The sequence below is a fragment of the Alkaliphilus pronyensis genome, from assembly GCF_009017275.1.
GTDB classification, from domain to species: domain Bacteria; phylum Bacillota; class Clostridia; order Peptostreptococcales; family Natronincolaceae; genus Alkaliphilus_C; species Alkaliphilus_C pronyensis.
Map to the genome: position 1 here is coordinate 21,924 of NZ_WBZC01000056.1, position 13,125 is coordinate 35,048.

Here is a 13,125-nt window from a genome sequence, read left to right on the forward strand (position 1 = left end):
ATACCTTTATGGGTACTAACTTCTTAAATAAGTTAATAGCCCCTATTAACATTAACCTTGTTCAATAGCTCTTTACCTTCTATAAATCTTTTCATATTGTCATAGATCATTTTATATTTTCTGGCATTTCTCATCTCTGAAATCCATGAATTATGGGAGCTAATTAATACACGGTCTATGTCCCATAAGGGGCTTTCTTTAGGAAGTGGCTCCCTTTCAAATACATCTAAGGCTACTCCCATCAAATGTCCATTGCTTAGATGCTCAATTAATGCTGCTTCATCAACAATGCTTCCTCTACTTACATTGATAAGTACTCCATTATCCTTCATCATTTTTAAACTATTTGAGTCGATAATATGATGGGTTTTTTCTGTATAGGGTAATGTTAATACAACAATATCGCTTTTAGCAATTGTTTCTGCCATCATATTAGTAGGATAGCACTTATTAAACCAGGGGGCATTTTCTCCATTGGTATTAATCCCTAGTATCTCCATTTCAAAGCCCTGTAATCTTTTAGCCGCCTCTTGAGCTATTGTTCCTGTTCCAATAAATAAAATCTTCTTTCCGTAAAGCTCTAGGAGAGACTTATCTAAAAACCATTCCTTTTTTTGCTTTCTTTGGTGAAAGCCATAGCTGTTTTTATAGATTTCTAAAAGCTTTAATACTATCCACTCCCCCATAGGAATGCTGTAGCCACCCCTATTATTAGTTACAACAATGCTATTATTTTGTACAACATCATTAGGAACCTGGTCTATGCCAATGCTTGATAGCTGTATCCATTTTAACTGCTCCATTAAGCTGATGTCTAGGGTTGAGAATGGATTATAGCAAACCAACACCTCAACATCTTTATAGCTATTTGTAAAAACCGCTTCATTTTCATTAGTAATTAATATATCATAGCCTAGCTTTCGGATTTTATCCATGCTTTCCTTGCCATAATCATAGGTAAATAAAGCCTTCACAATATCCCCCCTTCAATTTTATATGTTTATTCTTCTTGATGAAATGTCCTTTAATACTGCCTTAGGATTACGTTCCTTGACCCTATCAATTGACCATTCATTTTGAAATAATAAAACTGGCTGCTGGTCTTCGTCCTCTACTATTAAGGTATCCATTGTAACACCAAAGCTATCGGCATCAAAGTTTTCCATTTCAACCCAACGAATATATTTGTATGGCAATTGATTCATAACAACCTCTACACCATACTCATTATTAAGACGATATTCCAGAACCTCAAACTGTAAGGCTCCTACAACTCCTACTATCAGTTCCTCAACACCAAGCTGTGGTCGTTTAAAAACCTGTATAGCTCCTTCTTCTGCTATTTGAGATATTCCCTTTAAAAAGTGTTTTCGTTTTAGTGAGTTTTTGGCATATATTTTTGCAAAATGCTCAGGAGCAAAAACTGGTATTCCTTCATACATTATTTTATCCTGCAGATGACATAGAGTATCTCCTATCCTAAAAATGCCTGGATCGTGGATACCAATAATATCTCCTGCGTATGCCTCCTCAACAATTACTCTATCTTGTGCCATAAATTGCTGAGGTTGAGATAATCTAACCTTTTTATTACCCTGAACATGGTTAACCGTCATCCCTTTATCAAACTTTCCAGAGCATATTCTTAAAAATGCTATTCTGTCCCTATGTGTTGGATTCATATTTGCCTGTATCTTAAATATAAACCCCGAGAATTCATTTGAGAGTGGATCAATCTCACCTATATTACTTGTTCTTCCTGCTGGAGGAGTTGTAAGTGATAAAAATGATTCTAAGAAGGGCTGTACCCCAAAATTTGTCATGGCACTCCCAAAAAATATTGGAGTTAGCTGTCCATTTAAAATCTTGTTTAAATTAAATTCATCACCTGCCATATCCAGCAACTCAATTTCTTCCATTAATTGCTGATGCTGCTGTTCCCCTAAATGCTCCTTAAAGGCTACATCACCTACATCCCCAACTATGGAGGATACCACCGACTGACCGTGATTACCATCGCTGAATAGCTCTATTTGTGATTTGCTTCTATTATAAACACCTTTAAAATCACCATCTGTTCCTATAGGCCAATTCATTGGATAGGATTTAATTCCTAGTACCTTTTCAATTTCCTCCATTAGCTCAAAGGGAGACTTGCCTGCTCTATCTAACTTATTAATGAAGGTGAATATTGGTATCCCCCTCATCTTACATACATGAAATAGTTTTTTAGTTTGCTCCTCAACTCCTTTAGCACAATCTATTACCATCACTGCACTATCGGCTGCCATTAGAGTTCTATATGTGTCTTCACTGAAATCCTGATGTCCAGGGGTATCTAAAATATTAATGCAATACCCATTATACTCGAATTGCAATACACTAGATGTTACTGATATACCTCTTTGCTTTTCAATTTCCATCCAATCGGATACAGCATGTTTCTGGCTTCTACGGGATTTTACTGAGCCTGCTAATCTAATAGCACCACCATAGAGTAATAATTTTTCAGTCAAGGTTGTTTTTCCAGCATCTGGATGTGATATAATTGCAAATGTTCTTCTTCTCTTTATTTGCTTTGATAAGTCTTGCTGTGTCATATTTATCCTCTTTCTTTGTATTATATCTATTGTTTTTCAATACCTCAAATTTTAACCTATTGTAGGTACTATGTCAATCATGCAGGAAAAAATCTGCGTTAAAAAGGATATGGCTTCTACCATATCCTAAGACTTATGACTAAGAGTATTTCCTTTATTGCTTTATCGCATACTTATCTATAATCTTAGTTCTTTTTAATGCTATCCCTAAAGGTAAAAAAAGTATTGCTCCACCAAAGCCCTGAATAAGGTTGGCTGGTACACTGGCTAGTGCCACTGCGAAGCTCCCTTTAAGGGCTGCACCTGTAAAGAAGTATCCTGTTACCATACATAGGGCTCCAAAGGTTAAAGCTATTATGTTTCTGGTATTAAGAATATTATCATTTTCTTGATTTGCAATAACTCCAACACCATATCCCATTAATCCTTTTATTATCAAGGTTGGTAATGCCCAATGGGTATATCCAAGTAGAACATCAGCCATTGCTGACCCTATACCGGCAGATAGACCTGCCTTTTTGCTTCCAAACAAAATAGCTGCCAGAAAAATCATACTATCTCCCAAGTGAATAAATCCTTCTGTTGCAGGTATAGGTATTGTTATTATCATTGTGGAAACAGCTATAAGTGCAGTTAATAATCCTATAATTGTTAGGTTTTGAAGTGATTCATTTCTCATAATTAATCCCCCTTAATTGTATTTACATTGTATGTATGCTTAGGTACAATAATATTATACTATCTTTTTTATTAAATGTAAATCCCTATTTTTCAATAGTTTGACACTGTTTGTATCGATACAATTTTTCATTATGCCCATCGCTATTATTTGCTTAAAAAGAACAAAAAATTTGATTTTGCCCAATGATATGACTATAATGTATGTAAATGTAAAATTAGGTAATGGAGGTGCTTCAAATGGGGTTGCGATTTAATAAAACCATTCATTTAGGTAAGGGACTAGAATTACAATTAGGAAAAAACGGACCTATTATAAAGGGGGGGGTAGGGAAAATACGAATAAATGCCAATAAAAGGGGTATAAAAGCCACTGCTTATTTAGGCAAAACCGGTTTATCCTTCTCAAAAAACCTCCCACTTCCTGTTAAAAAGAAGGAAAATGAGGAAGAAAGAATTGAAATTGTTTCTAAAAACACTGTGCATCCATTCTTTAAAAGGGACATACCCTCTGAACTAAAATCAAAGGTTTACCCTTTACAATCTATTTTAGGAATTATTGGTATATTGTTTGTTTTTCTTAGTTTTATTGATCTGTTACTTCTTTTTATTGGTGGATTAATAATATTCATACATCACATATGGAGAAAGAAAACAAGCCCTGCTTTAGTTGCATACAAAAATGCCTATAAGGAGTTTAATAGCAAAAAATATCAAGAAGCCATCGAATCATTAAATATTGTCTTAAAGCACCCTAAAGCTGATCCAGCCTTGGAATTAGTTAAGGCAGAATGCCTATTGGAGCTAGATAAGCCTTCCCAAGCCTATGAATTATATGCTAAGTTCTTCAATGAAATTGACCCAGTAAGCTTAGACTCAATAACATACTGGTCTCCTAAAGCAAATGCTATTTTATTATCTATACAGAATAATAATTATGATTTAGCATTGCTGATTGCTGAAAGCTTTCCTAACTCCGGTGAAAACACAGATTTTAGATTATGGAAGAATTATTTTAAGGGCCTATGCTTTTTAGGTTTACAACAATATGAAGCTGCTGTACAGGCTTTTCAAACTGCTGTCGGTAAAAGGCGGAATATGGATGAGCCCTTTATTGATTGCCACTACTTTATGGGGGTTGCATATACTTATCTAGGTAAGTCTACCTTGGCTAACAAGCGTTTTCAAAGGGTTTATAGTGCCAATACCCAATATAAAAACATAGGAGAAATAATGAATAGAATTTCTGAAGGAGAAAGTATTATTGACATAATAATGACTAAAAACTAACCAAATAAACTTGGTTAGTTTTTATGTTAATTATATTTATTACCTTCAGTAAACTTAACTCCATACTCATCTTGAGTTATTATCTTCTCCTTTAAAAGCTTTCCTATTGCTCTTTTAAATGCGTTTTTACTTACATTTAAATATTCCTTTATTTCTTCTGGTGTACTTTTATCGTGTAATGGTAAGAAGCCTTTGTTTTTAATAATTAGCTTTACAATTTCATTAGCATCTTCATCTATTTGTTGATAGGCAAGCTTTCTTGTGGATAAATTTATTCTACCATCTTCACGCTCTTTAACTACCCTAAAAACATCTTTATCACCAATTTTATAGCCTTTATAGTTTTCCGAAATATGTACAAACCCATAATGCAAGTTGTCAATCGCCACAAACACACCTAGCCTTGGATTAACTCCATAGACTGTACCCTTTACCATTTCTCCAGGCTTATAATCTCCTCCTGATTTTAAATCATCGTCTATTCTCATGGAGGCACATAATCTATTGCTTTTGTCTACATATATTTTGACTAAATATCTGTTATCCTTAGCTATTGAAGTAGTTTGTTCACTTTTAGGCAGAAATAAATCCTTTTCTAGTCCCAAATCCATAAAAGCACCTATAGGTGTAATGTCAATAACTTTAAGATATGCTAATTCCCCTACTAGACCATATGGTTTTCTTGTCGTGGCAGCAATTTTATCCTGAGAATCACGGTAAATGAAAACTTCTATTGTATCTCCTGCCTTTTTATCATCAGGAAACTGATCATTACTTAACTTGATGGTTTCTTTAACTCCACCACCAGCTTTTAGCAAAACACCTTCCTCTGTTATTTTATCAATTGTTAATAGATTTATTTTTCCAATTTCTAAACCCAATTTTAGCACCTCATTCGTTTTCTTTTAACTTAATTCTACCACACTATTGGCTATAGCATTCTATTAAATCCATAAATTTATTACATTTTTGTAACATTTATAGGGATATAAAGCCATTGATATTACTTATTTGTAAATATTTTATTAACATTTTGTAAACTGTATTAATTTTTTTTTATGTGTTTTAATACATTTTCCTGCATAAAATTAGCTTGCCTATTAATATAACTAATTATATAATTATTAGTAGTGTTTATTAATTTAAAAATTCAGAAACGATTTTAGTTTCTGAAAAATCAACCTTTTAAAAGGGTGGTTATTTTAAATTATAAACTTTTTTTAAAAATTTAAAGGGGGAAATTAAGTATGATGAAAAAATTATTAGTAATTACCTTGTCCTTACTAATGGTTCTTGGATTAGCAGCATGTGGCGCACCAGCAACTGCTCCTGAAAATCAAGAAACTGAGGGTGCTTGTGAAGATGCTTGTTGCGAAGATGGTAAGCACGGAGAAGGAGCAGCAACAGCATACAAAATCGGTATCATGACTGGTACTGTAAGTCAAGGGGAAGAGGAGTTCCGCTTGGCTCAAAAAATGAAGGAAAAGTATGGAGACATGATTATTACTGCCACTTATCCTGATAGATTTATGCAGGAGCAAGAAACCACCATTACTAACATGATGGCCATGGCTTCTGACCCCGATGTTAAAGCTATTGTTATGGTTCAGGCCGTTCCTGGTGCTGCGGCTGCTATAGATAGAGTTAGAGAAATAAGACCTGATATCTTCTTCTTCCTAGGGGTTCCTGGTGAAGACCCAGATATGATAGCCAGCAAGGGAGATATAATTCTTCAAACAAATGACCTGGCAAGAGGTCCACAAATAGCTAAGCATGCTCAGGAAATGGGAGCTGAAGTTCTAGTCCATTATTCATTCCCAAGACATATGTCCTATGAGATGCTGTCTAAGAGAAGAGACATGATGAAGGAAGAAGCAGAAAAAATTGGTTTAACATTTGTTGAAGCAGATGCTCCAGATCCAACAGGCGATGCAGGAGTTCCTGGAACACAGCAGTTTATCCTTGAAGATCTACCAAGAAAGGTAGAGGAGTTCGGTAAGAATACAGCCTTCTTTGGAACCAATTGTGCTATGATGGAACCAATGATTAGAGCAACAATTGAAGAAGGAGCAATCTTCCCAGTTCAATGTTGTCCATCACCATATCATGCTCTACCTGCAGCCCTTGGTGTTTCCATTCCTGATGATAAGAAGGGTGACATTGACTTTATTAGATCTGAGCTAGAGAGTAAAATTAAGGCGGCAGGTGCTGGTGGTAGAGTTGCAACATGGCCAGTTCCAGTTAATATGATGTATATAGAAGCTGGTGTTGAATACGTTAGAGCCTACCTAGAAGGTAATACCAGTGATAAGGTTGATGAAGCTAAATTAGTTGAAATCCTAGAAAGCATTGCAGGTGGTAAGGTACAGTTAAGCAAGTACGGTGATTATGACAACTATTTCTTATACCTATCAGACCATATAATATTCTAGTATCAAAAATATGTTTTTTATGCAAGGTTGCTTAATATGCAACCTTGCATTTTTAAAAATAGTAATACTATTGAAGGAGGTATCCCTTTGAAATCACAGGAAAGTGTCTTGAAGATGAGTAACATATCAAAGGAATATTATGGCACAAGGGTTTTAAATAACATTAACTTAGAGATTAGGGCAGGTGAAATTCACGCACTTCTTGGAGAAAATGGTGCGGGTAAATCTACCCTTATGAATATACTATTTGGAATGTCTGTTATTCATTCCACAGGCGGCTTTGATGGTGAAATAGAGCTGGATGGTGAAAAAGTAGACATTAACTCGCCTCTACAGGCTATGGATTTGGGTATTGGCATGGTTCATCAAGAATTTATGCTTATACCTGGCTATACTATTACTGAAAACATAAAGCTCAACAGAGAATTAATAAAAAAGGACTTTATAAATAATTTAATGCCCACATCCTTGAAGCAAATAGACCTTGATGAAATGAATAAAGAAGCAAGAAAAGCCCTTGATACCTTAGATATTGGTATTGAGGAATGGATTAAGGTTGCAGGACTGCCTGTTGGATATATGCAATTTATTGAAATTGCCCGTGAAATTGATAAGCAAAACATAAAGGTTTTAGTTTTCGATGAGCCTACTGCTGTGCTAACTGAAAGCGAGGCCGACAACCTACTAAAGGCCATGAAGAAAATAGCCCGCTCTGGAATTGCAATAATATTCATAACCCATAGATTAGACGAGGTTATGGAGGTGGCAGATAATATTACAATTTTGAGGGATGGCCAATTTATAACTAGAAAAAGTAAGGATGATACAAACGTCTTTGAAATGGCAGAATTAATGGTTGGTAGACAAATAGAAAGCTTGGCAAAGCATGAGGCTAAAGACATTGAGAATCAACCAGTTGCAGTATCCTTAAGGAAGTTTAATGTAGCTATGCCAGGTGAAGAGGTACGGGATTTAAATCTTGATATTTACAAAGGAGAAATCTTTGGAATAGGGGGCTTAGCTGGGCAAGGGAAAATTGGTATAGCCAATGGAATAATGGGTCTATATCCTTCACGGGGTAATGTTTTAATTGATGGTCAGCCCTTAGCATTAAATAACCCAAAGGAATCTATAAAAAGGAACCTAGCCTTTGTATCGGAGGATCGAAGAGGTGTTGGGCTTCTATTGGATACATCTATTGAAATGAATATTGCCATAACAGCTATGCAAAACAAAAATAAATTTTTAAGGGATTATAAGCTTTTTAGTCAGAAGAGTCATAGGCAGATTAGAACTCATGCCTTAGATATGATTAAGCAATTGGATATACGTTGTACTGGACCTGAGCAAATTGTTAGAAGATTAAGTGGTGGTAATCAGCAGAAGGTATGTATCGCCAGAGCCTTAACCCTTGATCCAATGATACTTTTAGTTTCAGAGCCTACAAGGGGAATTGACATAGGCGCCAAGAAGCTGGTTTTAGATACACTTATTAAGCTAAACAAGGAGCTGGGTATTACCATCATAATAACCTCCAGCGAATTGGCTGAGCTTAGATCTATCTGTCATAGAATTGCCATAGTAAGTGAGGGTAAAATTGAAGGAATCCTTATGCCAGATGCCAGTGATACTGATTATGGTCTAATGATGTCAGGTGAATATAACAAACTCAAGAGTAAGGAGGTAATTTAATATGAAGGATAAACTACATGTATATATAAAGCAGTTTGGATTGCCTCGGATTATTATAGTAACCTTCCTTCTATCTCTTTGTGTACTGGCGGTAATATATAATTTATCTATTGCAGGTCTTCTTTCAGATACACTGGTGAGAACTGGTATGCATGGAGTCTTGGTATTGGCAATGGTACCAGGAATCTTATGTGGAATAGGCTTGAACTTTGGTTTGCCTTTAGGGATACTTTGTGGTCTTATTGGTGGACTTGTTAGTATAGAGCTTGATTTAGTAGGGTTTCCAGCTTTTACTACTGCTATTCTTGTATCAATACCAATAGCGATTGTAGTAGGTTGGGGTTATGGTGTTTTACTTAATAGGGTTAAGGGTTCTGAAATGACAATTGCCACATACGCAGGCTTTTCAGCAGTATCTTTAATGAGTATTGGCTGGATGATCTTACCCTTCAAGAGTGATGAAATAGCCTGGATTATAGGGGGAGGCTTAAGAACAACAATAACCCTTACTGGAAGATATGATAAAATACTAAATGATTTTGCCGCCATAAGCATTGGTAATTTAACTATTCCCACAGGCCTATTATTATTCCTTATAGCCATGAATCTTATAGTATGGGTTATACTTCAAAGTAAAGCGGGAATTGCAATGAAGGCGGTAGGTGATAATCCGAGATTTGCAACAGCAGCAGGCTTAAATGTTAATAAATACAGAACCTTTGGTTCAATTTTATCTACTGTTTTAGGTGCAATAGGAATTATAGTTTATAGCCAAAGCTTTGGCTTTATTCAGCTTTATCAGGCTCCAATGTTTATGGGCTTTTCAGCTGTGGCTGCCATCCTAATTGGTGGTGCAACAGTAAAAAAGGCCTCCATATCCCATGTGTTTATTGGTACCTTCCTTTTTCAAGGGTTGCTTGTTGTAGCACTACCTGTTGCAAACAAAATGTTAACTGCAGGAAGCTTAGCTGAAATAACTAGAATCATTGTGAGTAATGGTATAATTCTATATGCATTGACACAGGTGGGAGGTGGAGAATAATATGGCAGAATTAATTGGAGTAAATAAAAAAGCTACAATATGGGATAAAATTAAGAGGTTTTCCCTTAACAATATGGTAACAATCATGTTTGTAATTATCTGCTATATTGGTTTTTACTACTCTGAGTTATCCTTTGCGTTTTTTGTTAATGATTTAATTACAAGAATAGCAAGAAATGCCTTTCTTGTTTTAGCCTTAATAATTCCAGTATTGGCGGGTATGGGCTTGAACTTTGCAATTGTTCTTGGAGCAATGGCGGGACAGGTGGCAATCATAATGGTAACCCACTGGGGTATTGTTGGTTGGCAGGGCTTTTTAATATGTGTTGTAATATCAGCCCCCATAGCCATTATATTTGGGTATTTAACTGGTAAGCTCTTAAACAAGACTAAGGGACAAGAAATGATTACCAGCCTTATTCTTGGTTTTTTTGCCAACGGCCTATATCAGCTGGTTTTCTTAATAATGGTTGGAAGTATTATACCTATGGAGAATGAAACTTTACTTCTTAGTACTGGGGTTGGCTTAAGGGTTTCAATAGATTTAACTGGGGGATTAAAATATGCAATTGATGATTTAATAAGGTGGACCCTTCCTAGAACCCTTATGATGATTGGATGTGTATCTATATTAATTGGAGGATTTAATATCTATAAATATACTAAAGGGGTTCCTAATTATTTGAAGAGTAAAGTAAAGCTAAGAATGATTAACTATAGTATAGCAGGACTTGCTTTTGTTATATACTCCTTTGTAATTACCAACGGCAGCTCTCTCCTTAATAATATTAGGGTTCCCATTGTAACTATGGTAATTATTGGACTCCTTTGCCTATTTAATATATTTATTTCTAAAACCAAAATTGGTCAAGACTTTAGAACGGTAGGCCAAGATAGGCACGTGGCAACTGTGTCTGGTATAAAATCAGACAAAATAAGGGTAACAGCAATTGTTATTTCAACACTTTTAGCCGCTTGGGGGCAGCTGTTCTTCTTGCAAAACCTAGGAACTCTAAGTACCTATGGCAGTCATGAACAGGTTGGTATGTTTGCTATCGCAGCACTGTTGATTGGTGGTGCCTCTGTTACTAAGGCCAATATAGGCCACGCCCTTTTAGGTACCGTTTTATTCCACACTCTGTTTATTGTATCTCCTATAGCTGGAAAAAATTTATTTGGAGATGCACAATTAGGAGAATACTTTAGAGCCTTTGTTGCCTATGGTGTAATAGGCTTATCATTAGGTATGCATGCATGGAAAAAGCAGCTTCAAGGTAAGAAGCTTTAATTACTATTAATACTATTAAAGGATGTCTAGTTATAGACATCCTTTAATTTACCTACAGATCTGTTTTATTCCTTAAGCCCCTCTCTGCCATCTCAACCATTCTCTTTGTCATATTTCCACCTATTTTGCCACCATCAAATATGTTTTTTGTTGCTAAAGTAGAATTGCCTCTAGGGTAGGGAAACTCGCTATTAATACCAAGCTCGTTGGCAATCTCAATCTTTAAATCTCTTAGGGCCCTCATTGCATTTGGATCAACAGCCATTAATATCACCTCTTTTCATATAAGGTACTATTATTTTTTGATTTTCTTTAATTATCATACTTCCTGTTTTTATTTAATATTTGGATTTTCTTCACTTGTTACACCTAATGAGTAAAGGTTATTTAATATTGAAGCAAATAGTAAAAATATCTTTTTTAATCTCTCTAAATCCTTTAATACTCCTGCTTCTTCAAAATATAGTATATCAGCCTCCTCCGGTGTTTTATCGAAAAAACCCAATTTATCCTTTATCTCTATAGATATTTTAGGCTGCTGTGTAATAAGTAGTCTAACATCTTCTTTACACAATAATTCTTTTATTAAGCCCTCATTATTGCCCTTTATAATATAATTTTCATCAAAATCTTCAATACCTATCTCAATATCCTGCATACCCAACATTTTACCTACATCACTAAAGAATCCCTTTTTATAAACCTTAAATTTAAAATCTTTATTATTAACAAAAGGTGCTATAATTCTTGTATAGGTAGAACTAGTTTTTCCATGGCTTACTGTATAGGTGTCTAGGGTTATAGTCCATGCCCTCATATTAGCATTTACTTTATCAGTTTTAAAAAATCCACCTTCTATAAATTCTCCCCCTAGCTCTTCTGCTAATTGCTTCCATACTTCATTTTTACTTGATCCAAAAATCCCTTTTAAAAAGCCCATATTATCACCCCTGTATATTAATTTTTGTTTATTAGCTTTACTTTATTATAGTATATCATTAGGATACATTATTTTACTAAAATATTAAATAGCTTTTATCAATCAACCTATACAATGACAAATATACTCTTAACTCTATTGCATTATATAAATTGCGACATATATCATATTTTATTAATATGTAATTTGTATTATAATGTAAATAGCATTGCTAAAAGCTATTAGGATGGTGACTAAATTGACTAATGAATTATATAGAATAAAAACAGTAGTATATAATTTAGAAAAGAACATAAGCAATAATGAAAAGCTACAGCTACTACAGGATTTAGTAAATGAGGCAGAAGCTTATAAAAAGACCTTAATGAATATGCCAACCACCAATCAGTTAAGATTTAATAGTGCAGGTGATTTAAACATTATAACCGAAAAGATTTCTGAGGAAACCTTTCTATACAAGTCTGTTATGGCTAAGGACGTATATGAGGGTGATTACCTAGAAAGATTCTCTATGATAAGAACCTCTGACTTGAAAACAGCAGGTGTTTTAGATATTCATAATAGATTTTGGAAAGCCCATGAGGTATATGGTAGTAATATATTCGCCACCCTTCCATTAGCCCTTATAAATGATGAAGAACAGATAAAAATCTTGAAGCGATTAAATTGGAATAGGGTTCATGTGGATGTATATGAAATAAAAAATGATATTCACAACAATAGTAAGGGTAAAATTATTAGTGCTGTTGAAAGGCTATTTGATAACTACATATTAGTGCGTGAGGTATATGGTGATATATTGATGATTTTACATTTTAAGGATGTTTAATCTCCTAATCACAATGTTACCTTCAAAATCCTTCTATATTACTAAAAGGATTATAAGAGATTAAGAGAATATGTTATAACTTTTAATTTAACTAATTATATATCTAATAAGCTTAAAAGAAAAATCTTATAATAGCCTCCTTCGTCAAGAAGTACTTTGTTACCTTCAAAATCCTTCTATATTACTAAAAGGATTATAAGAAACTAAGAGAATATGTTAGAGCTTTTGGTTTAACTAATTATATATCTAACAAGCTTAAAAGAAATATCTTATAATAGCCTCCTTCGTCAAGAAGTACTTTACATTGACTTTGTATTAAATTAGCTACCTGAAA

12 protein-coding genes are annotated in these 13,125 nt (G+C 34.5%); 6 read left to right on the plus strand and 6 right to left on the minus strand.

Annotated features, from left to right (window positions below):
• Positions 1 to 32 precede the first annotated feature (32 nt).
• The 3 genes from F8154_RS12620 to F8154_RS12630 all read right to left on the minus strand — a co-directional run bounded on the left by F8154_RS12620 (position 33) and on the right by F8154_RS12630 (position 3,279).
• A complete protein-coding gene (locus tag F8154_RS12620; protein ID WP_330577910.1) occupies positions 33 to 974 on the minus strand; it encodes a phosphoglycerate dehydrogenase in 942 nt (313 codons plus the stop codon).
• An 18-nt stretch (positions 975 to 992) separates the two neighbouring features.
• A complete protein-coding gene (locus F8154_RS12625) occupies positions 993 to 2,600 on the minus strand; it encodes a peptide chain release factor 3 (protein WP_151861984.1) in 1,608 nt (535 codons plus the stop codon).
• A gap of 154 nt (positions 2,601 to 2,754) precedes the next feature.
• Positions 2,755 to 3,279: an ECF transporter S component gene (locus F8154_RS12630; protein WP_151861985.1), complete on the minus strand. Its 525-nt coding sequence runs from the start codon at positions 3,277 to 3,279 to the stop codon at positions 2,755 to 2,757.
• A 239-nt stretch (positions 3,280 to 3,518) separates the two neighbouring features.
• Between F8154_RS12630 and F8154_RS12635 the strand changes: the two genes are divergently transcribed.
• Positions 3,519 to 4,568: a tetratricopeptide repeat protein gene (locus F8154_RS12635; protein ID WP_192930296.1), complete on the plus strand. Its 1,050-nt coding sequence runs from the start codon at positions 3,519 to 3,521 to the stop codon at positions 4,566 to 4,568.
• 26 nt (positions 4,569 to 4,594) lie between these two features.
• On the opposite strand, the gene F8154_RS12640 is transcribed toward F8154_RS12635, so the two are convergent.
• A complete protein-coding gene (locus F8154_RS12640; RefSeq protein WP_192930297.1) occupies positions 4,595 to 5,449 on the minus strand; it encodes a CvfB family protein in 855 nt (284 codons plus the stop codon).
• A gap of 366 nt (positions 5,450 to 5,815) precedes the next feature.
• Between F8154_RS12640 and F8154_RS12645 the strand changes: the two genes are divergently transcribed.
• The 4 genes from F8154_RS12645 to F8154_RS12660 all read left to right on the plus strand — a co-directional run bounded on the left by F8154_RS12645 (position 5,816) and on the right by F8154_RS12660 (position 11,022).
• A complete protein-coding gene (locus tag F8154_RS12645) occupies positions 5,816 to 7,000 on the plus strand; it encodes a DUF3798 domain-containing protein (RefSeq protein WP_151861988.1) in 1,185 nt (394 codons plus the stop codon).
• Between the two features lie 87 nt (positions 7,001 to 7,087).
• On the plus strand, positions 7,088 to 8,692 hold the full coding sequence (locus F8154_RS12650) for a sugar ABC transporter ATP-binding protein (protein WP_330577911.1): 1,605 nt from the start codon (positions 7,088 to 7,090) through the stop codon (positions 8,690 to 8,692).
• A gap of 1 nt (position 8,693) precedes the next feature.
• A complete protein-coding gene (locus F8154_RS12655) occupies positions 8,694 to 9,734 on the plus strand; it encodes an ABC transporter permease subunit (protein ID WP_151861990.1) in 1,041 nt (346 codons plus the stop codon).
• A gap of 1 nt (position 9,735) precedes the next feature.
• Positions 9,736 to 11,022, plus strand: coding sequence for an ABC transporter permease subunit (locus tag F8154_RS12660; protein ID WP_207706886.1), 1,287 nt, complete (start codon positions 9,736 to 9,738; stop codon positions 11,020 to 11,022).
• Positions 11,023 to 11,074: 52 nt separating this feature from the next.
• Here F8154_RS12660 and F8154_RS12665 read toward each other — a convergent pair whose 3' ends face one another.
• Both F8154_RS12665 and F8154_RS12670 read right to left on the minus strand, forming a co-directional pair.
• The gene (locus F8154_RS12665; protein ID WP_151861991.1) at positions 11,075 to 11,287 is read right to left on the minus strand and encodes an alpha/beta-type small acid-soluble spore protein; all 213 of its coding nucleotides are present in this window, start codon (positions 11,285 to 11,287) and stop codon (positions 11,075 to 11,077) included.
• Positions 11,288 to 11,356: 69 nt separating this feature from the next.
• Entirely contained in the window at positions 11,357 to 11,962 is a 606-nt protein-coding gene (locus tag F8154_RS12670; protein WP_151861992.1) for a DUF3137 domain-containing protein, read from the minus strand.
• Between the two features lie 238 nt (positions 11,963 to 12,200).
• Between F8154_RS12670 and F8154_RS12675 the strand changes: the two genes are divergently transcribed.
• The gene (locus tag F8154_RS12675) at positions 12,201 to 12,791 is read left to right on the plus strand and encodes a hypothetical protein (RefSeq protein ID WP_151861993.1); all 591 of its coding nucleotides are present in this window, start codon (positions 12,201 to 12,203) and stop codon (positions 12,789 to 12,791) included.
• Positions 12,792 to 13,125 lie beyond the last annotated feature (334 nt).